The sequence below is a fragment of the Devosia indica genome, assembly GCF_003056405.1.
GTDB classification, from domain to species: domain Bacteria; phylum Pseudomonadota; class Alphaproteobacteria; order Rhizobiales; family Devosiaceae; genus Devosia; species Devosia indica.
Genome location: NZ_PYVZ01000021.1, coordinates 45,050 through 68,509, shown reverse-complemented (window position 1 = coordinate 68,509; position 23,460 = coordinate 45,050). Strand labels below are relative to the sequence as shown.

General features: G+C 63.3%; 27 protein-coding genes. 13 read left to right on the top strand and 14 right to left on the bottom strand.

Features of this window, described 5'->3' with window-relative positions; all coding sequences use genetic code 11:
* Positions 1 to 329: 329 nt before the first annotated feature.
* The 4 genes from DDE76_RS17620 to DDE76_RS17605 form a co-directional block, all read right to left on the bottom strand.
* Complete coding sequence (locus tag DDE76_RS17620) at positions 330 to 755, bottom strand: OsmC family protein (protein ID WP_104892940.1); 426 nt, start codon at positions 753 to 755, stop codon at positions 330 to 332.
* A 150-nt stretch (positions 756 to 905) separates the two neighbouring features.
* Positions 906 to 1,859, bottom strand: a complete 954-nt coding sequence (gene argC / locus DDE76_RS17615) for an N-acetyl-gamma-glutamyl-phosphate reductase (RefSeq protein WP_104894862.1) — start codon at positions 1,857 to 1,859, stop codon at positions 906 to 908.
* Between the two features lie 60 nt (positions 1,860 to 1,919).
* Entirely contained in the window at positions 1,920 to 2,381 is a 462-nt protein-coding gene (locus DDE76_RS17610) for an SRPBCC family protein (RefSeq protein ID WP_104892941.1), read from the bottom strand.
* On the bottom strand, positions 2,365 to 2,724 hold the full coding sequence (locus tag DDE76_RS17605; RefSeq protein WP_104894863.1) for an ArsR/SmtB family transcription factor: 360 nt from the start codon (positions 2,722 to 2,724) through the stop codon (positions 2,365 to 2,367). Before DDE76_RS17605 ends, DDE76_RS17610 begins: the two co-directional genes overlap by 17 nt.
* A 104-nt stretch (positions 2,725 to 2,828) precedes the next feature.
* Between DDE76_RS17605 and deoD the strand changes: the two genes are divergently transcribed.
* The 8 genes from deoD (at position 2,829) to DDE76_RS17565 (ending at position 7,253) form a co-directional block, all read left to right on the top strand.
* Positions 2,829 to 3,542 carry a purine-nucleoside phosphorylase gene (gene deoD / locus DDE76_RS17600; RefSeq protein WP_104892942.1) on the top strand — a complete coding sequence of 238 codons (714 nt, stop codon included), beginning with the start codon at positions 2,829 to 2,831 and terminating at the stop codon, positions 3,540 to 3,542.
* Entirely contained in the window at positions 3,542 to 4,177 is a 636-nt protein-coding gene (locus DDE76_RS17595; RefSeq protein ID WP_157955889.1) for a hypothetical protein, read from the top strand. The genes deoD and DDE76_RS17595 overlap by 1 nt, the downstream gene beginning before the upstream one ends.
* A gap of 18 nt (positions 4,178 to 4,195) precedes the next feature.
* On the top strand, positions 4,196 to 4,552 hold the full coding sequence (locus DDE76_RS17590; RefSeq protein WP_198650941.1) for a DUF1304 domain-containing protein: 357 nt from the start codon (positions 4,196 to 4,198) through the stop codon (positions 4,550 to 4,552).
* 89 nt (positions 4,553 to 4,641) lie between these two features.
* Positions 4,642 to 5,298, top strand: a complete 657-nt coding sequence (locus tag DDE76_RS17585; protein WP_104894864.1) for a DNA-3-methyladenine glycosylase family protein — start codon at positions 4,642 to 4,644, stop codon at positions 5,296 to 5,298.
* On the top strand, positions 5,295 to 5,954 hold the full coding sequence (locus DDE76_RS17580) for an alpha/beta hydrolase (protein ID WP_104892945.1): 660 nt from the start codon (positions 5,295 to 5,297) through the stop codon (positions 5,952 to 5,954). The genes DDE76_RS17585 and DDE76_RS17580 overlap by 4 nt, the downstream gene beginning before the upstream one ends.
* 89 nt (positions 5,955 to 6,043) lie before the next feature.
* Complete coding sequence (locus DDE76_RS17575; protein ID WP_104892946.1) at positions 6,044 to 6,601, top strand: HNH endonuclease; 558 nt, start codon at positions 6,044 to 6,046, stop codon at positions 6,599 to 6,601.
* A gap of 86 nt (positions 6,602 to 6,687) precedes the next feature.
* The gene (locus tag DDE76_RS17570) at positions 6,688 to 6,951 is read left to right on the top strand and encodes a type II toxin-antitoxin system ParD family antitoxin (RefSeq protein ID WP_104894865.1); all 264 of its coding nucleotides are present in this window, start codon (positions 6,688 to 6,690) and stop codon (positions 6,949 to 6,951) included.
* Between the two features lie 89 nt (positions 6,952 to 7,040).
* Positions 7,041 to 7,253, top strand: a complete 213-nt coding sequence (locus tag DDE76_RS17565) for a type II toxin-antitoxin system RelE/ParE family toxin (protein ID WP_104892947.1) — start codon at positions 7,041 to 7,043, stop codon at positions 7,251 to 7,253.
* Here the strand turns inward: DDE76_RS17565 and DDE76_RS17560 are convergent.
* The gene (locus DDE76_RS17560) at positions 7,250 to 7,747 is read right to left on the bottom strand and encodes a disulfide bond formation protein B (RefSeq protein WP_104892948.1); all 498 of its coding nucleotides are present in this window, start codon (positions 7,745 to 7,747) and stop codon (positions 7,250 to 7,252) included. The genes DDE76_RS17565 and DDE76_RS17560 overlap by 4 nt on opposite strands.
* A gap of 83 nt (positions 7,748 to 7,830) precedes the next feature.
* Entirely contained in the window at positions 7,831 to 8,661 is an 831-nt protein-coding gene (locus DDE76_RS17555; protein WP_104892949.1) for a DUF72 domain-containing protein, read from the bottom strand.
* A 155-nt stretch (positions 8,662 to 8,816) separates the two neighbouring features.
* Between DDE76_RS17555 and DDE76_RS17550 the strand changes: the two genes are divergently transcribed.
* Together DDE76_RS17550 and DDE76_RS17545 are read left to right on the top strand one after the other, a co-directional pair.
* The gene (locus DDE76_RS17550) at positions 8,817 to 9,626 is read left to right on the top strand and encodes a thermonuclease family protein (RefSeq protein ID WP_245892047.1); all 810 of its coding nucleotides are present in this window, start codon (positions 8,817 to 8,819) and stop codon (positions 9,624 to 9,626) included.
* A gap of 11 nt (positions 9,627 to 9,637) precedes the next feature.
* On the top strand, positions 9,638 to 11,104 hold the full coding sequence (locus DDE76_RS17545; protein ID WP_157955887.1) for a M48 family metalloprotease: 1,467 nt from the start codon (positions 9,638 to 9,640) through the stop codon (positions 11,102 to 11,104).
* A 40-nt stretch (positions 11,105 to 11,144) separates the two neighbouring features.
* On the opposite strand, the gene mutT is transcribed toward DDE76_RS17545, so the two are convergent.
* From mutT to DDE76_RS17520, 5 genes are all read right to left on the bottom strand, one after another.
* A complete protein-coding gene (gene mutT, locus DDE76_RS17540; protein ID WP_104892951.1) occupies positions 11,145 to 11,552 on the bottom strand; it encodes an 8-oxo-dGTP diphosphatase MutT in 408 nt (135 codons plus the stop codon).
* Entirely contained in the window at positions 11,549 to 12,301 is a 753-nt protein-coding gene (locus DDE76_RS17535) for a GNAT family N-acetyltransferase (protein WP_104892952.1), read from the bottom strand. Before DDE76_RS17535 ends, mutT begins: the two co-directional genes overlap by 4 nt.
* Positions 12,302 to 12,359: 58 nt before the next feature.
* Complete coding sequence (argJ, locus tag DDE76_RS17530; protein WP_104892953.1) at positions 12,360 to 13,595, bottom strand: bifunctional glutamate N-acetyltransferase/amino-acid acetyltransferase ArgJ; 1,236 nt, start codon at positions 13,593 to 13,595, stop codon at positions 12,360 to 12,362.
* A gap of 187 nt (positions 13,596 to 13,782) precedes the next feature.
* Positions 13,783 to 15,777, bottom strand: a complete 1,995-nt coding sequence (locus DDE76_RS17525) for a BCCT family transporter (protein ID WP_104892954.1) — start codon at positions 15,775 to 15,777, stop codon at positions 13,783 to 13,785.
* A 111-nt stretch (positions 15,778 to 15,888) separates the two neighbouring features.
* A complete protein-coding gene (locus DDE76_RS17520) occupies positions 15,889 to 16,119 on the bottom strand; it encodes a putative antibiotic biosynthesis monooxygenase (protein WP_104892955.1) in 231 nt (76 codons plus the stop codon).
* Positions 16,120 to 16,219: 100 nt separating this feature from the next.
* Between DDE76_RS17520 and DDE76_RS17515 the strand changes: the two genes are divergently transcribed.
* Complete coding sequence (locus DDE76_RS17515; RefSeq protein ID WP_104892956.1) at positions 16,220 to 16,846, top strand: TetR/AcrR family transcriptional regulator; 627 nt, start codon at positions 16,220 to 16,222, stop codon at positions 16,844 to 16,846.
* A gap of 84 nt (positions 16,847 to 16,930) precedes the next feature.
* Here DDE76_RS17515 and DDE76_RS17510 read toward each other — a convergent pair whose 3' ends face one another.
* The gene (locus DDE76_RS17510) at positions 16,931 to 17,824 is read right to left on the bottom strand and encodes a peptidylprolyl isomerase (protein WP_157955886.1); all 894 of its coding nucleotides are present in this window, start codon (positions 17,822 to 17,824) and stop codon (positions 16,931 to 16,933) included.
* Between the two features lie 421 nt (positions 17,825 to 18,245).
* Here DDE76_RS17510 and secA point away from each other — a divergent pair, with 421 nt between their 5' ends.
* Positions 18,246 to 20,954 (top strand): preprotein translocase subunit SecA, encoded by a 2,709-nt coding sequence (gene secA, locus DDE76_RS17505; protein ID WP_104892958.1) that lies wholly within the window; start codon positions 18,246 to 18,248, stop codon positions 20,952 to 20,954.
* A gap of 10 nt (positions 20,955 to 20,964) precedes the next feature.
* On the top strand, positions 20,965 to 21,597 hold the full coding sequence (locus tag DDE76_RS17500) for a DNA methyltransferase (RefSeq protein WP_158672393.1): 633 nt from the start codon (positions 20,965 to 20,967) through the stop codon (positions 21,595 to 21,597).
* On the opposite strand, the gene DDE76_RS17495 is transcribed toward DDE76_RS17500, so the two are convergent.
* Both DDE76_RS17495 and DDE76_RS20105 read right to left on the bottom strand, forming a co-directional pair.
* Positions 21,594 to 22,268: a LapA family protein gene (locus tag DDE76_RS17495; protein WP_104892960.1), complete on the bottom strand. Its 675-nt coding sequence runs from the start codon at positions 22,266 to 22,268 to the stop codon at positions 21,594 to 21,596. The two genes, DDE76_RS17500 and DDE76_RS17495, sit on opposite strands and share 4 nt — an antisense overlap.
* 93 nt (positions 22,269 to 22,361) lie before the next feature.
* Positions 22,362 to 23,372: a L,D-transpeptidase family protein gene (locus DDE76_RS20105; protein WP_104892961.1), complete on the bottom strand. Its 1,011-nt coding sequence runs from the start codon at positions 23,370 to 23,372 to the stop codon at positions 22,362 to 22,364.
* Positions 23,373 to 23,460 lie beyond the last annotated feature (88 nt).

The following is a 23,460-nucleotide window of genomic DNA, read 5'->3' as shown; positions in this document are numbered from 1 at the left end:
ATAGTCTTCAAGACGCGCTGGCAAAAAACTCGCCTGGTCACGGTCTGCACCTTCAACGAAACGTCCCATATGGCACCTCCGAAGCAGTGCCAAATCATAACATATTCAGGGGTTTTCACACAGCCTCCACCCCATAGCCGCCAATGAAGTGCAGAGCCCTCGGCTCAAGGCCGAGGGTGACGGCTGGTGGGTGGGGCGGGCGGTGCCGGTGCACAGCATAACGTCCGCATTGCTGAAATCCGCCAGCGAGCAGGCGTTCGTAACCCCCGCGAGACAGGCTTTGAGGTGGCGATGCTATGGTTTTTGCGGCCCGCAAGTGTCCTGCGCCCTTAGTCCAGTTTCGCCTCGAGGGTGATGTCGATGGCGCCCAGGGCTTTGGAGACGGGGCAATTGACCTTGGCCTTTTCGGCCAGTTCCTGGAATTTGGCCTCGTCAATATCCGGCACGGTGCCGACCAGGGTCAGCGCGCTGCCGGTGATGCCGGTGCCGGGGACGAGGGTGACTGCCGCCTCGACCTTGAGATTGGTGGCGGGGGTGCCGTTTTCGGCGAGAAAATGGGCCAGTTGCATGGCAAAGCAGCCCGAATGGGCCGCCGCGATCAGTTCTTCCGGGTTGGTGCCTGACTGGCCGCTTTCATCGACGAAGCGCCCCTTATGGGTATAGGGCAGCGCCTGGAGCGCGCCGCTCAGGGTATCCAGAGTGCCCGACCCCTCGGTCAGTGACTTCGTCCAGTTGGCGGTGGCGGTGCGCTTCATCGTGCTCTCCTCGAAATTGCATGCATGAGCTTCAACACGGGGCAAAGCCTAGCAGTTGCATTGGCGAAACCAAAGTTGCCATCGTGAACGCTCGGGGCCTGGATTCGGGGCAGCGGCCAGACCGGATGTCCGGTCCGGCTGTTCCTCGGATCAGGCCGCCAGGCTTTCGCGGGCGCCGACGCCGAGCATGATGTTGAGGTTCTGGACGGCCGCGCCGGAGGCGCCTTTGCCCAGATTGTCATAGACGGCGCAGATCACGGCCTGATTGAGCGCATCATTGGCAAAGACAAAGAGGGTGAGCGTGTTGGTGCCGTTATGGGCCTGGGGGTCGAGCGCGGGGGTCTTGCCCAGGGCCGGGTCATAGGGCGCGACCTGGACGAAGCTGTCGGGGATGGCGGCGTAGTAATCGCTCAGGGCTGCGTGCAGATCCTTGCCAGTGGGAATTTCGGCCGACATGTCGGTGTGAATGGGCAGCGATGTCGACATGCCCTGCGCGAAATTGCCGACGACCGGCTCGAACAGGGGCGCGCGGCCGAGCTTGGCATAGTGGGCCATTTCGGGCAGGTGCTTGTGCTGGAAGGTCAGGGCATAGGGCATGTACTGGCTGGCGCCGGCGCCCTGGGCCTCATAGTCCTCGATCATCTGCCGCCCGCCGCCGGAATAGCCCGACACGCCGTGATAGGTGAGCGGAAAATCGGCCGGCAGCAGCCGCGCCTCGACCAGCGGGCGGGCTGCGGCAATCAGGCCCTGCGGCCAGCAGCCGGGGTTGGCGACAAAGCGCGCCTTGGCGATCTCTTCGGTCTGGCCGGGGGCCATTTCTGCAAAGCCATAGGCCCAGCCCTCGGCCACGCGATGGGCGGTCGAGGCGTCGATGACGCGGGTGGTGTCGTTTTCGATCAGCGCCACGCTTTCCTTTGCCGCATCATCGGGCAGGCAGAGGATGGCGACGTCCGCCGCGTTGAGCAGGCGCTTGCGCTCCTCGAGGTCCTTGCGCTTGTCATGGGCAATGGAGATGACTTCGAGGTCGCGCCGGCTGGCCAGGCGCTCGCGGATCTGCAGGCCGGTGGTGCCGGCTTCGCCATCGATGAAGATCTTTGCGACCATGGTCATGCTCCTTTTGGGACGCGGGCTAAATGGGCCCGGATGGCCCCGGCGTCAAGCCGGTCAGCGGCCGGACAGGGTTTCTTCTATGCCCATGAGCATGCTGCGCCAGGCTTTTTCGGTCTGCGGAACGTATTCGGCCCATTCGGCATCCATGGTGTTGTAGAGGGTGACGATACTGCCGGTACCATCCGGCTCCGGCTCGATGATAATCGTTACCACCGAGGGGTCCTCTTCCTCGGAGGGATCGACGATCCAGGTGAAGCTGACCTTTCTGGGGCGCTCCAGCGCCAGGAACGTGCCCCAATGGCGGGCTTCCTCGCCGTCGCGCCGGTCGGCGAAAAGGAATTTTCCGCCGACACGCGGATCGATCTCGCAGGCGGTAATCTCGCCGCGGGTGCCGGAGAGACGGGCCCAGCTCTCCTGCCATTTCCGCACCATTTCGGGATCGATGAAGGCGTCATAGACCCGCTCGGGGCTGGCGGCGAAGCGATGGGTGACCTTGGCTTCAATCTTGTCGGTCATTGCGGGTTTCCTTGTCTGTTTCGGCGGCGAGGACAGCGTCGAGCGCCTCGAGGCCCTGCTTCCAGAATTTCTGCTGGCGATCGATCCAATCGCGGGCACCGATCAGCGGTTCAGGGCGGAAGCGCAGGATGTGTTCGCGCCCGCGCCGCTCCCGCACCACCAATTCGGCGCGCTCCAGCAAGCGGATATGCTTGGAGACGGAATTGAGGGAGATGGCGAAGGGTTCCGCCAGCTCGGTCACGCGCGCCTCGCCCTGCGCCAGGCGCCGCAGAATGGCCCGGCGCGTGGGATCGGCCAGGGCGATCAATGTATGGTCGAGTGCGGTGGCCGGCTGCGTTGGCATGATATTCATCCTTTAGGGTGAATGAAGCGCGGGGATGGGGAGTTGTCAAGCGGGGCGGGGGGTGGCAATGGTTTTGACCAAATGGACAAGACGGGACGAGCGCCATGACCACACCGCACAATCATGCCAAGCCGGGCGACTATGCCGAAGCGGTGCTGCTGCCGGGCGATCCCCTGCGCGCCAAATGGATCGCCGAGACGTTTTTCGAGGCGCCGAAGCAGGTCAATTCGGTGCGCAATTGCCTTGGCTATACCGGCACCTGGAAGGGCAAGCCGGTTTCGGTGCAGGCCAGCGGCATGGGCCAGCCGTCGCTGGCGATCTATGTGCATGAGCTGATCAATGTCTATGGCGTCAAGTCGCTGATCCGGGTGGGCACCTGCGGGGGGCTGAATGCGAAAGTGAAGGTGCGCGACGTGATCCTGGCGCAGGGGGCTTCGACGGATAGTTCGATCGTCAAGGGCCGGTTCGGGCCTTACAATTATGCGCCGATCGCCGATTTCGGCCTGTTGCGCTCGGCGGCCGACAAGGCCGATGCCAAAGGGCTGCGCTACCACGCGGGCAATATGCTGTCCTCGGACATCTTCTATCACGCTGACGGCTTTGCCGGGTATGACACGCTGCCCGAGCATGGGGTGATCGGGGTCGAGATGGAAGCGGCGGCGCTCTATACGCTGGCTGCCCGGTTCGGGGTCAAGGCGCTGACCATCTGCACCATGACCGACTGCCTGATCACCCATGAGGAAATCGACGCCGAAGCGCGCCAGACGTCATTGAAGGACATGGTCGAGCTGGCGCTCGACGTGGCTGTGGAGGCGTGATGGCCAATCAACCCAGTATTGCCGAACGCCTTTCGGGGGCCATGGAGCGCCGCGACGAGGCGCCCAATGTCGCCCTGGCCGAGGAGATTGCCGCCAGCAAGAACAAGGCGGCAGTGTCAGAACTGGTGCAATTGGTGCAGCACGGCACGACACGGCAGCGCAATGACGCGATGAAGGTGCTCTATGAAATCGGCGCGCGCGATCCGGCGCTGATCGGCGGGCATTGCCCGGTGTTTCTCGAGGCGCTGGGCAGCCGCACCAATCGGCAGGTCTGGGGCGCCATGCAGGCGCTGGACAGCGTGGCCGAACTCAGGGCGGACGAGATTGCGGCCGAGTTGCCCAACATCATTGCGGCGGCAGACCGGGGCTCGGTGATCGCCAAGGATCGCTGCACCTCGCTGCTGACCAAGCTGGCGCGGTCGGGCTATGCCGAAAAGGCGGTGCCGATCCTGGTCGAGCGGCTCAAGGACGCGGCGCCCAACCAGTTTCCAACTTATGCCGAGCAAACCGCAGAGGTCGTGACACCAGCCGAAAAGCCAGGGCTGATCGACATCATTCGCAACCGGCTGAGCGGCATAACGCAACGCGCCAAGCGCGCACGCATGGAAAAGCTGCTGGCAAAGCTCAACGGATAGGAGTTGGGGCAAATGGCAATCGTGGCCATGGTGCTGGTCGGGCTCGTGGCCCTGATCCATGTCTATATCGTGCTGCTCGAAATGGTCTGGTGGACCGCGCCGCGGGGACAGAAGGCATTCGGGCTGACGCCTGAATTTGCCCGCGAGACGAAGGTGCTGGCAGCCAATCAGGGGCTCTATAATGGCTTTCTGGTTGCCGGGCTGGTGTGGGGGCTGGTGCATCCCGACCCGGCGGTGGCCTGGCAAATCAAGCTGTTCTTCCTCGCCTGCGTGGCGGTGGCGGGGCTTTATGGCGCAGCGACGGCGAGCCGGAAAATCCTGTTCATCCAGACCCTCCCGGCCGTGCTGGCGATCCTGGCCCTCGTGCTGGCGTGAGTGCCGGGGAAAACCGGGTTGCGGTGTGAACCGAAATGCCCATCTCTGCCGGTCCTTCTTTGGACGTCTGACTGAAAGGCAGGACATTGGTGAGCCCGATTGCGCAACCGAGAATTGATACGCCCGAGGGCGTCGCCTGGCATCTCGATGCCCTGACGGCGCGCGTGCCGGCGCTGCAGCCGATGCGCGAAGCGGTCGGGGTGGTGATGCCGCGGGTCAATCCCAAGGGCTTTGCCGGCATGGCCAAGGTGATCTGCGGCCAGCAATTGTCGGTGGCAAGCGCGGCGGCGATCTGGGGGCGCTATGAATGCCTGCCCGGTGCGCTGGCGCCGGACAGCTATCTGGGGCTGAGCGAAGAGGCGGTGCGGGCGACAGGTTTCTCGCGCGGTAAATATGTGGCGCTGCGGGTGGTGGCCGAGGCCATTGTCGGTGGCGAACTGGATCTCGCCCATATCGATGCGCTGCCAGCCGAGGAGGCGACGGCGCGGCTGGTGGCGCTTAAGGGGATCGGGCCCTGGACGGCGGAAGTCTATCTGCTGTTCTGCGCGGCGCATCCCGATATTTTTCCGGCCGGTGATCTGGCCCTGCTCAAGGCGGCCCACCACGGTCTTGGGCTTGACGCCCGGCCAACCATCAAGGAGATGATCGGGCTGGCGCAGGACTATGCGCCGCACCGCTCGGCGGCGGCGCTGTTGTTCTGGCGTTATTTTGCCGCGCTCAAGAACAGGGATTCTAGCCTTTTATGATCAAGCTGTCCGGCCCCATGCTCGCACCCGCCAATGGCGGAGCTCCCGATAGTGCCGTGGTGCTGCTGCATGGCTATGGCAGCGACGGCAATGACCTGATCGGGCTGGCGCCGCATTGGCAAAGCGTGCTGCCAGGAGCGATGTTCGTGGCGCCGCATGCACCGGTCGGCACCGAAATGGGCGGCTTTCAGTGGTTTGCCATCGACTGGACCGGGGACCGGGTCGCCAGCCGGCAATCCGGGGTGCTTGCGGCCCGGCCGGTGGTGGAGGAATTTCTCACCGATCTGTGGACCCAGACGGGTATTGCGCCGGAGCGCACGCTTCTGGGCGGGTTCAGCCAGGGCGCCATGATGGCGCTGCATGTGGGCACGGCCTTGCCCAGGAGCCAGCAATTGATGGGGATCGTCGGCTTTTCCGGCGCCTATCTGCCGCCCGAGGCCTTCGGTACTGGCACATTGGCCCAGCCGCCGGTGTGCCTGGTGCATGGCGATTGTGATGACGTGGTTGATCCCAATCTCAGCGCCGAGGCCAAGGCAATGCTCGCCGATGCTGGATTTGATGTCAGCTATCATGTCAGCCGGGGCGTGGGGCACGGCATTGCCCCGGATGGCCTGGGGTTTGCGACAGATTTCATCGAGCGTGTCAGCAAAAAATAAGCTTCGTGTTCCCGCTTCACACGCCCGACACAAAGGGCTTAGTATAAGAGGGCTATGGACTTACGCGATTCCCGCTTCGGGAGACTCAAGTGACTATCCATGTGTCGCCTGAGGCTTGTCCCGCCCTTGTACTGAACGCCGACTTCCGGCCGCTCAGCTACTATCCACTGTCTTTGTGGTCCTGGCAGGATGCGATCAAGGCAGTGTGCCTGGATCGCGTGAATATCGTGTCCCACTACGACACCGTCATTCATTCCCCCAGCTTCGAAATGCGGCTGCCCAGCGTCGTTTCGCTGCGCGATTATATCAAGCCGGCGCGGCACCCTGCGTTCACCCGTTTCAATGTGTTCCTGCGGGACCGCTTCCAGTGCCAATATTGCGGCAGCACGCATGACCTGACCTTCGACCATGTCATTCCGCGCTCCAAGGGCGGACTGACGACCTGGGAGAATGTGGTTGCCGCCTGTGCCCCGTGCAATCTGCGCAAGGCCAATCGGCTGCCCAGCGAGATCAAGATGTTCCCGCATCAGGCGCCCTATGCGCCGACGGTGCATGACCTGCACAATAATGGCCGGGCCTTCCCGCCCAACCATCTGCACCAGAGCTGGCTGGACTATCTGTACTGGGATATCGAACTGGAGCCCTAAGGGGGGAGGCAAAGGCCCGTATTCCCTGCCTTGCTGTCGCGGCGTCCAATAACTATTATTGGTTCGTGCTGCGAATGAGGTTCGAGATGGCAATCAGTGCAGATCTGGGTGAAGTGCTCGAACAGGTCGTGACCGATCTGGTCGAGAACGGGCGCTACAATTCCAAGAGCGAGGTTTTGCGCGAAGGCGTGCGGCTGGTGCAGGAGCGCGAAGCGCGGCTGCGGGAACTGGACGCGATGTTGGCGGAAGGACAGGCCGATATTGATGCGGGGCGCGTCCGCGATGCCGAGGACGTTTTTGACGAGTTGTTGGCGCGTTACGCCGACGAGCCCGGGAAGGCCGCCGAATGAAGGTCGTCTTGTCAGAGAGAGCCACGCTCGACCTGACAAACATCGGCGATTTCATCGCGCTCGACAGCCGCAGTTGAAGTCTCACGTTCATCCAGGAATTGCGGGCCGCGTGTCTTGCCCTACGTAACAACGCAATGCGTTACGCACACCTCGAAGGCTATGAGCATAAAGGCTATCGCCGGCGTCCGTTGGGGAACTATCTCATCATCTACACCGTAGGGGAGCAGGCTGTCACGGTCGTGCGGGTGTTGCATGCGGCCCAAAATCTCGCACGGCTGCTTGAGAATGGTCCTGAAAATTAGGACTTGTTTCGGGTCTGAAACAGGATCGACAACCCCAGCAACAAAGTGATTGCCGCCGAGATCAGCGCATTATAGCCGGCCAGCGAAATGCCCAGGAAACGGAACTGCACCACGTCGCAGCCAATGACCGGCTGCAGATCATTGAGCATGTCCATCGACAGGTCATTGCCGACGCCGGTGCAGGCGGTCGGGCCAGGCCAGAAGCCCCATTCCACGCCGGAATGGAAGCCGCCCAAATAGGCGCCCCAGGCAAATAGCGCCGCAACGATGGTCATGGCGACATACCAGGCCGTCAGGGGCAGGCGGTTCCACAGGATGAGCACCAGCGCCAGGAGCGGCAGGCCCCAATAATAGGGCAGGCGCTGTTCAAGGCAGAGTTCACAAGGCTGCAAGCCACCAATGTACTGTGAACCCAGCGCCCCCAGAATGGTGACGAGGCCCAGGACGAAGGCAAGGCCGGCGGCAATCTTGTCGAGGGGGCGCGAAAAAGTCATGGCAAGAAACTCGATGTGACGCTGTGTTGGCTAGGCCAATAGAGGGCGATTGTGGCCTTGGCCAGAGCCAAACGGGCTCGTGATCAATCGCCGGGCCGGGAAATGCCGAGCGCCCGGCGCAGCGCGATGGCATTGGCAGGGGCATGCAGTTTGTCTTCGTGGACAAAATAGGCATAGACGTCCCGGCCGGCATCGCGCCACTGCCCCATGGTGCCGGCCCAATCGGCGATGTCGGCATCGGTGTAGCCGGTGGCGTCGGGACGCGCCGGGCCCTGCAGGCGGCAATAGGCGAAATCAGCCGTCAGCGCGCGTGCAGGACTTTCCGTGGTGTCGGCGATCACGCGGGCGATATTGTGCTGCGCCAAAAGGGCGTTGGCCTCGGGCGCATCAAAGCTTTGGTGCCGTGGTTCGATGGCATGGCGAATGGGGCCAATGCCGGCCGTGTCGAGAAAGGGTTCGACCCGCGCGGGATCAGCTTTTTCCGCCAGGGCCAGATAGCTTTCGATGTCTTTGGGCAAAATCTGCAGAAAGGCCGCAAAGCTCTCAGCGTCAAAGGCGAGATTAGGAGGCAATTGCCAGACAAAGGGGCCGAGCCGGTCGCCCAGCGCCAGTGGTCCGGAGGCAAAGAAATTGGCGAGCGGTTCGGCGCAGTTCTTCAGGCGCTTGATATGGGTCACCAATTGCGGACCCTTGACCGAGAACTGGAAGCCCTGGGGTGTTTCGCTGGCCCAGCGGGCAAAGCTGGCCGGTCTCTGGTTGGCGCGAAAAGTGGCATTGATTTCGATGCTGGTGAGGCGATCGGCGGCGTAGGCCAGCTCTTTTTTCTGCACCAGCCCCTTGGGAAAAAAGGTGCCGCGCCATGGCGCGAAGACCCATCCTGCCGTGCCTGTTCGAATTGTCCCAGTCGCGTTCATTGCGGCCTCCCATGGCGCCCAGATTGGCGCTGGGTGCACAGAATGGCAATGGGGACCAGCAGATTGCGCACTGGTCGAAGCATGTCGGGACCGGCTAATCTTTTTTTGCCGCATTTAGGTGCATGGTGAACGTGAAGTTTCAGGGGGCCGTCTGCTTGCGCCGCACCGCTATTTTATCCGTGACTGCCGCCATGCTGGCCGGCCTGGGACCGGCCTCCGCGCAGGCCTGCGAGGCTTTGCGTGTGGTCAATGGCGGGGTCGTGGCCGCGGTGACCGACGGGGATACGGTGGTGCTTGATTCGGGGCTGGTCGTGCGTCTGATCGGCACGCAGGCGCCCAAACTGCCCCTGGGGCGCGAAGGGTTTCCCACCTGGCCGCTGGCGCCGGAAGCCAAGAGCGCGCTCGAGGCCTTGGTGCTGAACCGGCCGGTGCAGCTTGGCTATGGCGGCGAAGAGGTGGACCGCTATGAGCGCGCCCTGGCGCATCTGTTCCTGGCTGATGGAACGGAGGAGCCGGTCTGGGCCCAGCTTCACATGGTCAGAGCCGGGCTGGCGCGGGTCTATTCCTTTCCGGACAACCGGGAATGCCTCGATCAACTCTTTGCGGGTGAGGCCCGGGCCCGGGCCGAGCGGCTTGGCATCTGGGCCGATCCCTATTACAGCGTGCGGATGGCTGATCGTCCGGCCGAACTGGCGAAACTGGCGGGCAATTATGAATTGGTGGAAGGCCGGGTCTTGCTGGCGGACCGCAGCGGCTCCCGGATCTATCTCAATTTTGGCCGGATCTGGAAGGAAGACTTCACCATTGTCATCGAGGCGCCGGCGATCAGACTGTTCGAACGCGACGGTCTGGATCCGCTGAGCCTGGATGGGACGTTAATTCGCGTGCGCGGATGGGTGGACACCCGGGATGGTCCACGCATCGAGGTCACCCATCCCGAGCAGATCGAGGTTCTGGCGAGGTGAAGTCCGCGCGAATGGGTAGCAAGTTTGTGCGAATGGGGGTGCTGGCCATCAGCCTTGTGGCGCTGACGGCCTGTTCGTCGCTGGTTGGTTCGGGCGTCAATGTGGCCCGCACGGGCGACAATCCGGCGCCGACCGTGGTGCCCGAGGGCACCGATCCGGACGATTCGGTGCTGGGCCTGCGCGAGCATCCGCGCATCGTTTCGGCCTATGGCGGGGTCTATGAGGACCGGCCGGCCGAGATCATGGTGGCCCGCATTGTCGGCCGGCTGCTGGCTGCGGCCAATCAACCCGATGCCAAGTATCAGGTGACCATTCTCGACACCTCCGAGGTCAATGCCTTCGCCCTGCCTGGCGGCTATATCTATGTGACGCGCGGCATTCTGGCGCTGGCGTCCGACACCAGCGAACTTGCGGCTGTGCTGGCGCATGAAATTGCCCATGTGACCCTGCGCCATGCGCGGGCACGAACCGACCGGACGCGCCAGACCCAGATTGTCGATCGGGTGATTACCGGCATTTTCGGGGGCGACACCTCGACCGACGCCAGCGCCAATCGCACTCGCGAAGAGCTTGCGGCCTTTAGCCGGAGCCAGGAACTGGATGCGGACAAGGAAGGCATCAAATTTGCCGGCAAGGCAGGATATGACCCGCAGGCGGCGGCCCGCTTCCTGGGGGTGATGAGCCGGTTTGCGGCGTTCTCCGCTGGCGCAGCCAGTGGCAGCGACGGGTTCCTGTCCTCACATCCTTCGACCCCGGCCCGGATCGAGACGGCGATGAACACCGCCCGCGCGATGTTCGGCGCCACCGGGGTCGGGGAATCCGACCGCGAGGGCTATCTCTCGGCCATTTCCGGGCTCAGCTTCGGGGACAGTCCGGCGCAGGGGTCGATCGTTGGGCAGCGCTTCATCCATCCGGCCAACAAGTTCACCTTCACAGTGCCGCAGGGCTACAGCCTGCAGACGTCGCAGAGTGCCGTGGTCGGGGTGGCGGGAGATGGCGAAGCGGTGCGCTTTGACAGCGCGCAGGTGCAGCCGAGCATGTCGCTGACCGATTATCTGAAGTCGGGCTGGATTGCCGGACTGAAGGCCGAGACGGTGACGGCCAGCGAGCATAATGGCATTGAAATGGCCTCGGGGCTGGCCCAGACCGATCAATGGTTCTTCCGCGTGGCGGTGATGCGGCTCGATGGCGAGGTCTATCGCTTCATCTTTGCCGCCAAGAGCGACAGCCAGCGCTTTGCCCAGGGAGCGCAGGCCACGCTGGAAAGCTTCCGGCGCACCACCGCATCCGATCTCAGCCAGATCCGGCGGCTAGCGATCAAGCTGGTCACCGCCCGGGCAGGCGACACGGCAGACCGGCTGGCCGGGCAGATGGCCAATATCGGCAATGCGCGCGAGCTGTTCTACATCATCAATGATCTCTATCCCGGCGATCCGCTGGTGCCGGGGCAGCGCTACAAGGTGGTGGCGCGGCCCTGATCGCTGAACGTCGGGCAATCCATCTCCTGGCCGCGCGCAGCTAGAGCAGATCGCACAGGGCGGCGATCAGGGGCTCGTCGGCCGGGGGCATGGGATAATCGCGCAGTGCCTGCGGGCGGACCCATTTGAGTGCCTTGTGCTCGGCGGTGCGCGGCGTGCCCTGCCATTTGCGGCAGACATAGAGCGGCATGAGCAGATGCATCTTCTCGTAGGAATGGCTGGCAAAGGAGAGCGGCGCCAGGCACGCCTGTTGGGTTTCGATCTCCAGTTCTTCGGCCAGTTCGCGGATCAGCGCGGCCTCCGGGGTTTCGCCCGGCTCGACCTTGCCGCCGGGAAATTCCCACAGACCTGCCATGGACTTGCCCTCGGGGCGCTGGGCGATCAGCACCCGGCGGTCAGCATCCACCAGGGCACAGGCGACCACGAGCAGCAGGGGTTTGTCGGTCACGCGGGGCCTCCGGGAATGCGGTATGAATAATCGTATTGGTGGGCAAAGCCGAGGGACGCATAGAGCGCCTTGGCGGGGGGATTGTCGGCCTGCACATTGAGGGCGGCGATGGTGGCGCCCTGGTCGTGCGCCCAGGCCAGGCCAGTGCGCATCATGGCGGCGGCCAGGCCCTGGCGGCGGCGCGCCGGGTCGGTGATGACATTGCCGGTTATGACGATGCCGTTCGCAATGGCCATCAGGCCCGAGGCGACGACGGCGCCGTCCCGCTCGATGACAATGCCGCAGGCCGGGACGGTCATGCTGGCAAGGAGCGCCTGCAGCTTGTGCATCTGGTCCGGCTGGTAGTGCTGCAGATTGCGTTGCGCGGCGAGAAACAACGGATCGGCGAGATCGAGAATGGTGCCGGCAGGGTCGGGCTGCTGGGGGGTGAGCGGCATGGCGTAGAGGTGGCTGAGGTCGATGCGGTGCCAGTTGGCGGCATCAAGGGCCGCGGTCAGCGCTGGGCTTTCGAGCGGGGTGGTGCGGACGACCGGGGGCAGGTTGCGCCGGGTGAACCAGTCAACGGCCTCTGCCAGGCGTCTATCGGCTTCGCTGCTATCTGCCGGATCGAAGCACTGCAGGGAATTGGCGCGCCTGGTGTAGCCATTGGCGGCGCGGCGCACCCATGCGCCGTCCCATTCCACATCAATGCCGGGCCAGGCCAGCAGGCCGGCCCGTTCGAAAGTTTCAACACTCGGTATTTGGGCCATTGTTCAAGCGCCCCTCATCCGTCGCTGCGCGCCACCTTCCCCCCGAGAGGGAGAAGAATTAGCTCCGGTAGTCGCCATTGATGGTGATGTAGCCGTGGGTGAGGTCGCAGGTATAGACCGTGGCTGCACCTGCGCCGAGGCCGAGGGACACGGTCAGCTCAAGCTCTTCGCCCTTCATATAGGCGCTGGTGGCGGCCTCGTCATAGCCGGTGGCGCGCTCGCCATTGCGGGCCACGACCAGGTCGCCGAAGCGGATGGCGAGCTTGTCGCGGTCGGCCGGTTCGCCTGCCTTGCCCACGGCCATGACCACGCGCCCCCAATTGGCATCCTCACCGGCGATGGCGGTCTTAACCAGAGGCGAATCCGCAATGGATTTGGCGATGCGGAAGGCGCTTTCATCGGAAACCGCGCCTTCAACATGCACCGAGACCTGCTTGGTGGCGCCTTCGCCGTCGCGGACCACATGGATGGCGAGCTCGAACAGGACGTCGGACAGGGCCTGACCGAAGATCTCGGCACGCGGATCTTCGAGGCTCAATATGGGTTCGACACCGGCCTTGCCGGTGGCGAAGGCCAGCAACGTGTCGGAGGTCGAGGTGTCGCTGTCGACGGTGATGGCATTGAAGCTGGTCTGGTTGTGCCTGACCAGCAGGGCCTGGAGCACTTCGGCAGCAATGGGCATGTCGGTGACCACGAAGCTGAGCATGGTGGCCATGTCCGGCGCGATCATGCCCGAGCCCTTGGCGATGCCGTTGATTTTGACCTCGACCCCGTCGATCTCGAGCACGGCGCCCGAAAGCTTGGGATAGGTGTCGGTGGTCATGATCGCCTTGGCCGGATCGATCCAGGGGGTGGCGGCCATGCGCGTGGCGGTTTCGTCCAGCACGCCGGCAAATTTGGAGGCGTCGAGCGGTTCGCCGATGACGCCGGTGGAGGCGAGGAAAATCTCGCCGGTCGAACAGCCCAGCGCCTTGGCGGCAATTTCGGCGGTCTGCTGCACGGAGTCCTTGCCCTTGGTCCCGGTAAAGGCATTGGCATTGCCCGAATTGACCACCAGGCCACGCGCCTTGCCGCCTGGCAGATTGGCGCGGCACCAGTCGACAGCGGCCGAAGAGCATTTGGAGCGGGTAAGCACGCCGGCGGCGACAGTGCCTTCGTCAAAGGCCATCAGCAGCACGTCAGTGCGGTTCTTGTATTTGATGCCCGCTTCGGCGGTGGCAAAGCGCACGCCTGCGATTGCAGGCAGGTCCGGATAAGATTTGGGGGCGAGGGGAGAAACCGGATGGGCAGCCATGGACAGAAACCTTAAGCGGGGCAATGAGCTGACAAGGGTGTGCCTCAAAGCCGCGGCAGGCGCAAGGCACGCAGAGCCACAGGACAGATGGTCCTCGATTGGTGGATACCCCTACCGAGCCTCCCCCTGATAGGGGGAGGAGTGCATCGCGTTTGAAACAGGTGGGGCAGCAAGTCCCGCGGGCCGGTTATGTCCCGCTGGGATGCTCCGGCGCGGCATGCAGGATCTGCGACTCGGTCGAATGGGTCAGGTGCAGATAGCGTTCGAACTGCACGAGGATGTCGGCGATGATCTGGTCGCGATGCATGCCCATGATGTCGTAGCCCTTGCCGCCGCTGGAGAAATAGGTGCGGGCTTCGTAGCGCTGGTCGGGCTTGCCCGCGCCGCCAAGCGGAGCAAGGATCGGCATGGGCTGGCTGGCCAGGCTCACGCCATAGACGAAGTCGCGCATGCCTTCGGCGGGTGCGCGCAGGGCGATGGCGCCGCCCTCTTCATCGACCACTTCGGCGGGACGGCTGCGCTGGGTGAGTTCGGCGGCAACCTGGGTCATGGCCGGGCGGACTTCCTTTTCCAGGAACTGCGTGACTTCCCGCTCTGAGGGCGCGCGCAGCATGAGTCCCAGGCGCCGCTGCCAGGTGACGCCGGAGGCCGGCTGGGCCGGAGCGAAGGCGGGCGTGGTGTGGGCATCCTGCTGGGCCAGGTCGGCGCGCATGCCGATGAACAGCGCCCAGACCAGGGCCAGCATGACGAAGGTGAAGGGCAGGGCGCTGGCAATGGTGGCGGACTGCAGGGCGCCCAGCCCCCCCGCCAGCAAGAGGCTGGAGGCGACCACGCCTTCCATGACGCACCAGAAGACGCGCTGGCCGGTGGTGGTGGCGGTTTCCCCGCCCGCGGCAATGGAATCGACCACCAGCGAGCCGGAGTCCGAGGAGGTGATGAAGAAGATCGCCACCAGCAGGATTGCCAAAGTCGAGGTGACCGCGGGGAAGGGCAGATAGGTGAAGAACTGGAACAGGCCCACCGACACATCATTGGCAATGGCCGTGCCCAGTTCGCCGGCCGCGACGCCGGTATCGATGAAGATGCCGGTATTGCCGAATACAGTCATCCAGAAAAAGGTGAAACCGGCGGGGATGAACAGCACGGCGGTGATGAATTCGCGCACGGTACGGCCACGCGAGATGCGGGCAATGAACATGCCGACAAAGGGCGACCAGGAAATCCACCAGGCCCAGTAAAACAGGGTCCAGCCATCGACCCAGGGGGTGGGCTCATAGGCGTAGATGTTGAAGGTGCGCAGCACCAGGGTGTCGAGATAGAGCCCGAGGTTCTGCACGAAGTCGCGGAACAGATCGGCGGTGGGGCCGACAAACAGCACGAAGAACATCAACAGGATTGCGACGACCAGATTGGTCTCGGAGAGAATGCGCACGCCCTTGTCGAGCCCGGTGATCACCGAGACGGTGGCGAGCGCGGTGATGACGGCAATCAGCGGCAATTGCACCATGGGGCCAATCGGCACGCCGAGCAGGTAATTCAGGCCCGCATTGATCTGGGAGACGCCCAGGCCCAGCGAGGTGGCGATGCCGAACATGGTGCCAACAATGGCGAAAATGTCGACGGCGTGGCCGATGGGGCCGTTGATGCGCTCCTTGAGCAGCGGATAGAGGCCCGAGCGGATGGTCAGGGGCAGATTATAGCGATAGCCGAAATAGGCCAGCGACAGGCCGACCACGGCATAGATGGCCCAGGCATGGATGCCCCAATGGAAGAAGGTGACGCTCATGGCTTCGCGCATCGCCTCGATGGTGCGCGGTTCAGCCGTGGGCGGGGCCATGAAATGGGTCATGGGTTCGCCCACCGCATAGAACATCAGGCCGATGCCCATGCCGGCGGCAAAGAGCATGGCGATCCACGAGGTGAACTTGAAATCGGGGGTGGAATCATCCGGGCCGAGCTTGAGGCGGCCATAGCGGCCCAGGCAGAACAAGAGGACGGCGACCAGGAATATGCCCACCGAGAGCAGATAGAGCCAGCCGAAGCTGGTGAGGATGGATGATTGCAGGGCGCTGAAGAAAGAGCCGGCGCTGGCGGGGAAGATCACGCCGATGGCGAGAAAAATTCCGATGATAATCACCGATCCGAAAAACACCGGTGGATTGATCACGAAGCTCTTGAACATGGCTGCCCCCTTTTTTTGTTGTCCCGTGCATGAACAACTAAAGCATGATTGGGCGCCAGGGTTCAAATGGGCATCCGGGGGGCGCCCGGGCGGGCGTCCCCAGCGGCAGGGTCAGGCCGTTGCAGTCTTGCGCCCGGCGATAAAGGCGGAAAAGCGCTTGTTGATGAAGGGCACGACGGCGAGGACGATGGTGGCCGACATCATCGGAACCAGGATCAGGCTGCGCTGCCAGATGTCCCAGCCATTGGTCAGGGGCATCAGCACATAGAGATAAAGGGTCACCACCGGATAGACGGCCAGGGTCATCAACAGGGTGAGGCGGAGACGGGCGGGGAGGGACATGGATAGACTCCAATCGAAACGCTACGTTTCGTTATATATCGAAACGAGCCGTTCCGTTCAAGTCTTTTCTCCTGCCCTGTTTTGCGCCATATAAAGAGCCATGAGCATCGAGCCCGATATCAGCGCCGACAATGACGAGACCGCACGGCGGTCCATTGGTGCACGGCGCAATCCGGCCAGCCAGGAGGCGATCCTGGATGCGGCGCAGGCCGTCATGCAGGAAGGCGGTATTGCCGGTTTTTCCATCGAGGCGGTGGCCCGGCGGGCGCGGGCCGGCAAGCCCACTATCTACCGCTGGTGGCCGCATCGCACGGCGCTGATGCTGGACGTCTACAAGCGTTTCAAGAATGCCCGGTCGTTTCCTGATAGCGGGAGCCTGAGGGCCGATCTCATCAGCTTTCTGGAAGACCACCTGTTGGGGTTCTGGCAGGGGAGCCTGTGCGGCACGGTCTATCGGGCAGTGGTGGCGGAAGCCCAGACCGATCCGGAAGCGGCCAAAGTGCTCAAGACCTATCAGGCCGAGCGCATGGCCTATTCGGCCCAGATGGTGGATCGCGCCAAGGCGCGGGGCGAAGTCCCGGCCGAGACCGATGGCGAGATGATCGTTGATCTGGTGGTGTCCTATGCCTGGCATCAATTGCTGCTGGGCCAGATCGACGAGGCCATGGGCCGTGTGCCGGCGGTGATCGATACGATCCTTGGCGGCGTGCGGGGCTATCGGGAATAGGCCAGCGCCGGGCAGCGTGGCGGCCGAAGGCATAAAAAAAGCCCGGCGCGGTCGCCGGGCCTTGGTTGTCTTGGACGGGCAGGACTACTGGCCGGCGGCTGCGTTTTCGGCGGCTTCCTGGGCGTCGAACCTGGCCTTGAGCTCGGCATCCTCGATGGTCACCTCGACGCCAGCCATCAATTCGTCGACCTGTTCGGTGAAGGTGCGCATCAGGAGCTGGTTCTGGATCTGCGGGGCCACTTGCTCAAAGGCCGGCGGGGCGGACTGGCGCTTTTCATCGAGCCGGATGATGTGCCAGCCGAACTGGGACTGGACCGGCGCGGAAACCGCGCCTTCCTCCAGGGCGAAGGCCGCCTCTTCGAATGGCTGCACCATCATGCCGCGGCCGAAAAAGCCCAGATCGCCCCCATTGGCCGCGCCGGGGTCGATCGAGTGCTCGCGAGCCAGGGTGGCAAAGTCGGCGCCGCCATCGAGTTCGGCCTTGAGGCTGTTGGCCTCTTCCTCGCTCTCCACCAGGATGTGACTGGCGCGAACTTCATCGACCGGCTCGAACTGCTCGACAAAGGCGTCATATTCGGCCTGGATTGCCTCGTCAGTCACCGAAGCGGCGATAGCCTCGGCGAAATAGGCGCGGCGCAGAGCGCGTTCTTCGAGATAGTCACGGCGCTGGGCGAAGATCTCGGTCTGGTCCATGCCCGCCTCGCGGGCGGCAGCGGACATGACCTTCATGTCGATCAGAATGCGCACGAGGAAAGCGCGGCGCTCCTCGGGTGGCATTTGCGAGAGCTCCTGGGCCATGTCCTCGGCGGCAAAACCCAGATCGCCCTCGGTGATGGTTTCATCGCCGACGGTGGCGACAATTGCTGTGGGATCGACGGGTGTGGCGGCGTCCTGGGCCAGGGCGCCAAGGGCCGGGGCGGCAGTCAAGAGGACGGCGAGGCTGGCGGCGCGCAGCAGGCGCTGGGGGATAAAGGACATGGGAATCTCGTGTCTCCTTGGCGGGCCTGCAGGGGGCATGGCCAGCATGGTCAGAATTTTTCGGCTCCCCGCTCGCATGGCAAGGGGGCCAAAATGTGCCGGACGGGGGCGCGATCACCCAAGTGTCATCGGTGGGGCGCTTGTCGCCCGCCTGGCCGCACGGGTGCCGAAGGTGTGGCCCATTTCCGATACGTTGACAAGCCTGACCCCCACTCTTACATCTCAGCCGCTTTCATTGAGCATGGGTCTGCCAGAAGCGCCCGAAAAGCGAGGCTGGAACCATGCGCGTAATCCGCAGGAGGGAACCGAGAAGGGTTCCCCAAGTTGTGACGAGGCGAAACGGGGCCCGCTAGCGCCCGCATCTATTGCAGGCCGCCCGCTCCACCAGCCCCGCCGCTCACGAACAAAGGACCTTAAAACAATGGCACTTGCTGCGCTTGCCCGAAAATTCTTCGGGTCAACCTCGGACAGGCAGGTCAAGCGGTACCAGGGGAAGGTCGCGGCGATCAATGCGCTGGAGCCGGAGCTGGCCAAGCTCAGCGACGATCAGCTCAAGGCGCGTACGGCGGAGTTCAAGGCCCAGCTCGAACAGGGCGCCAAGCTCGAGGATTTGATCGTGCCGGCCTTTGCCACGGTGCGCGAGGCGTCCAAGCGCGTTTTGGGCATGCGGCATTTCGACGTGCAGCTCATCGGCGGCATGGTGATGAATGACCGCTCGATTGCCGAGATGCGGACCGGTGAAGGCAAGACACTGGTGGCCACATTGCCGCTCTATCTCAATGCGCTGACCGGCAAGGGCGCGCATCTGGTGACGGTCAATGACTACCTGGTGCGGCGTGACGCGGCCTGGATGGGCCAGATCTATAATTTCCTCGGCCTCAGCTATGGCGTGATCGTGCATGGGCTGACCGATGCCGAGCGCAAGGCCGCCTATGCCGCCGACATCACCTATGGCACCAATAACGAGCTCGGCTTCGATTATCTGCGCGACAACATGAAATATACCCGTGCCCAGATGGTACAGCGCGGGCATGAATTCGCCATTGTCGACGAAGTGGACTCGATCCTGATCGACGAGGCGCGCACGCCGCTGATCATTTCGGGCCCGTCCGAAGACCGCTCCGAGCTCTATGTGAAGATCGACAAGCTGATCGAGGTGATCGGCGAGGGCGATTACGAGCTGGACGAAAAGCATCGCGCCGCGACCTTTACCGATCAGGGCGTGGAAAAGCTCGAGGCGGCGCTGCGCGAAGCGGGACTGCTGCGCGGCGAGTCCATGTATGACGTGGAAAATGTGGCGTTGGTGCACCATGCCAATTCGGCTCTGCGCGCCCACAAGCTGTTCCGCAAGGACAAGGATTACATCGTCCGCCAGACCCCCGAAGGCGGCGAGGTGGTGATCATCGACGAATTCTCGGGCCGCATGATGCCGGGCCGCCGCTATTCGGAAGGCCTGCATCAGGCCCTGGAAGCCAAGGAACAGGTCAAGATCCAGGCTGAAAACCAGACGCTGGCCTCGATCACCTTCCAGAACTATTTCCGCCTCTACACCAAGCTGGCCGGCATGACCGGTACGGCAGCGACCGAGGCCGAGGAATTTGCCGATATCTATAGCCTGGGCGTGACCACGGTGCCGACCAACCTGCCGATCCAGCGGATCGACGAGGATGATGCGATCTATCGCACCGCCGAAGAGAAGTTCGAGGCCATCGCCGAACTGATCAAGGAATGCCAGGACCGCGGCCAGCCCGTGCTGGTGGGCACCACCTCGATCGAAAAGAGCGAGATGCTGGCCGAAATCCTGCGCAAGAAGAATGTGGGCCAGATGAACGTGCTCAATGCCCGTCATCATGAGCAGGAGGCCTTTATCGTGGCCGATGCGGGCCTGCCGGGCGCCATTACCATTGCCACCAACATGGCCGGTCGCGGTACCGATATTCAGCTTGGCGGCAATCTGGAAATGCGCATCCAGCGCGAGGCCAGCGAACTCGAGGGTGAGGCGCGCGAGAAGAAAATCGAGCAGATCAAGGCCAAAATCGCCGAGGACAAGGCCAAGGCGCTGGCCGCCGGCGGCCTGATGGTGATCGGCACCGAGCGGCATGAAAGCCGCCGCATCGACAATCAGCTCCGCGGCCGCTCGGGCCGCCAGGGCGACCCGGGGCATTCGAAGTTCTTCCTCAGCCTGCAGGACGACCTGATGCGGATCTTCCCGGTGGATTCGATGGATTCCATGCTGGGCAAGCTGGGGCTCGAACAGGGCGAGAGCATCACCCATCCATGGGTGACCAAGGCCATCGAGCGCGCCCAGGGCAAGGTCGAAGCACGCAATTTCGACATCCGCAAGAACATCCTGAAATACGACGACGTGATGAACGATCAGCGCAAGGTGATCTTCGAACAGCGTCTCGAATTCATGGATGCCGAGGACGTCAGCGAGACCATCACCGAGATGCGCCACGATGTGGTGGAGAATATTTCGGCCAAGGCCATGCCGCCGCGCTCATTCCCGGAACAGTGGAACACCGAGCAGCTTGCGACTGCCGCCAAGACCTATCTCAATATCGATGTTCCCGCCGCCGAATGGGCCGCCGAGGAAGGCATTGATGCCGAGACCATGGAACAGCGCATTCGTGAAGCGGCCGATGCGCATATTGCCGCCAAGACCGAGAAATATTCGCCCTCCATCATGCGGCAGGTGGAAAAGTCGATCCTGCTGCAATCGGTCGACGGGCTCTGGCGCGAGCATCTGGTGATGCTCGATCACCTGTCCAAGGTGGTGGGCTGGCGCGGTATCGCCCAGCGTGATCCGCTCAACGAATACAAGCAGGAAGCCTATGAACTGTTTCAGGCGCTGCTGGGCAATCTGCGCGAGCTGGTGACCACCCAGATCAGCCATGTCGAATTGCAGATCCGCCAACCGGAAACGCCGCAGGCACCCGATCCGGCCAAGCTGACCCAGACCCATATCGATCCGCTGACCGGGGAGAACGATGCGGCGGGGGATGCTGCGGCAAGCCGGGATGGCCTGCCGCCGGTCGATCCCAAGCTGCTGGTCGGCGTATCGCGCAATGCGCCTTGCCCTTGTGGATCTGGCAAGAAGTTCAAGCATTGCCACGGCGCCTTCGCCTGAGGCGAGGGCGGTGACCAATCTGCTCGATAGTGATTGGATCGCCATTGACGGAACGCTGGACGCCATCGATTTCGATGGTTTCGCCGATGATCGCTCACCGGCTGAGCTGGCGCGGCAGGTATTGAACGCCTATTCGCGGCCCGGCGACTGGATGCTGGACCCGTTTGCGGGTCTGGGCACGGGCCTGATTACCGCACAGGCCATGGGCCGGCATTGCATCGGCTTTGAACCCAATGCCGCGCGAGCCGATTGGGTGCGCGAACGGCTCTGGCCGCCCAACCGGATTATCCAGGCCCCGATCGAGGCGCTTGGCGTACACGATGTTTCCCGTTTTGCGCTGGTCTATACCAGTCCGCCCTATCCCATGGTGAACCTGGAAGACGACCCTTGGGGGCCAAGCTACTTTGAGGATATGCAGGCGATCTTTGCCAGTATTGCGCCCCATATGGCGCCGGGCGGCAGACTCGTCGTGGAAGTGTCCAATATCCTGACCGAGGACGGTTATCGTCTTTTGGTGGGACAGATGGCCGAGACAATCGGCAGGGTTTTCCGGCTCGAGCGTGAAGTGGTGCGGATCAACACATCCGGCTGGCCGGCCGGGCCGGGGGTGCAGCACAGTTCATTGCTGATTTTCGGGGGCTAGCAGCTCACGCGGATTTCGGCGTAGCCGGTGACCCCCTCATCGCCGCCCGAGGTGACCGCGATCATGCAGGGGCTGCCCGGCAGAGGCATGGAGCCGCCCGAGGGCACGGAGGTACCGTCGGAAAGGGTGATATAGCCATTGTCCACGACGCTGACCTCGACCGTGCCGGGCTGATCACACACGGCATAGTTGTCCCCCGAGGCCACCAGCAGGCGCATGCCGACGGGGAGGCAATCCTGGTCCTGGTTGGCGCTGGTTGGGCTTGCCGCAGGGGTGGCGGTTGCATTTGCGGGCATGGGCACATTGGCTCCGGCCATGGTGCCCTCCAGTTCGGAGAGCCGCTCTTCCAGCGCAGCAAGGCTGCCCTCTTGCCCCCCATTGCGGGTATAGAGATCCAGGCTCACGCGCAGCTCGGCTATTTCAGTGGAGAGGCGCAGGATCTCCTGCCGGTTCTGGCTGTAGATCCAGCCGGAGAAGGCAAAGGCGGCAATACCGAACAGCACGGCGCCAAAAGCAAGCAGGCCCGGCAGGCGTGGTGCGTGGTGCGGCGCCACAGGCTGTTGAGTGCGGGCTGAGCGGCCAGCCGGCCTGGATGGCGCAGCCGGGCGCACTTCATCGATGACCACGGCCTCGGGGGCACTGCCAGCTTTGGCGCTATCCGGCTGATCCATCAGAGCCTTCCATGCTCTAGCGGCCCCGCAGTCGGCCTCAACTGGGGCAGAACTTTGACCGCCAGGCGATCCTGACGCGACCGGCCTTGTGGATCAAGGGCGCTGGGTGGCCGGGGTCGGCATGCCGGTGGTTGCCTCGGCACCGGGCTGGGCGCCGAACAATCCGCCGATATTCTCACCGATCCCGGAGAAGAAACTGTTCACCGCCTCGCCCCGTGCTTCGAGCGCTGCCTCTTCTGCAGCCTTGCGTTCGGCAGCGAGCCGGGCGGCTTCCGCCTTGGCTGCCAAATCGGCCTCGTCGGCCTTGAGCTTGGCGGTCAGGGCAGGGTTCTGCACCGAAGCGGGGCAGGCGCCCGTGGCGTTGAGCGGGCCGGATCCGGCCGGGTTGAAGATATACTGCTTTTCACAGACGTCCCAGACAGGCGGGGTCTTGGTTAGCTCGAAATAATCGTGGCCTTCCTTGATATCCTTCCAGAACTCCATATGCGGGCTGGTGGCATGCCTGGCCATGTTGGCGGTGGTCATGCGGAAGGGGAAGATCTGGAGCTGGAAGCTGGGATTGCCGCCCTTGAAGGTTTCGCGTGCCAGGGCATAGATCTCGGCAATGCCGGCATCGGTCATGGCATAGCACCCGCGTGAGGAGCAATCGCCATGCACCATCAGGTCCGAGCCGGTGCGACCATGGGCGCGGTCGAACTTGTTGGGAAAGCCGGTGTTGAAGGCGAGATAGTAGTTCGAGCGCGGATTCATCAGGCCCGGCGTGATGGTGTAGAAACCCTCAGGGCTCTGCCGGTCGCCTTCCTTGAACTTGGGGCCGAGATCGCCCGAATAGGCGCAGATCTCATAGGTCTTGAAGAGTCTGTAGCTGCCCGTACCGGTCTTTTTCCAGACTTCGAGCACTGATTCTTCCTTGAAGATGCGCACCACCATGCCCTGGTTGGGGGCGGACCCCATATTGCGCAGACCCTGAACCACGCTGCCGGCAAGCGGCACATTGTGGCGGTTGTCGCCGCCCTTGACGAAATTGGAGCAGGCGGCGAGGCCCAGGCTCAGCCAAACAAGGATGACGATGGCGCCGAGGCGGTGAAAGAAGGTGGCAGTCAAGGATATCCAGCCCGTCACGAGAACAGCCCGCAACCGGGCCAATGGTTAGCGCAGTATGACCCGATGCGGTGAACGAAGCCTTTACCAT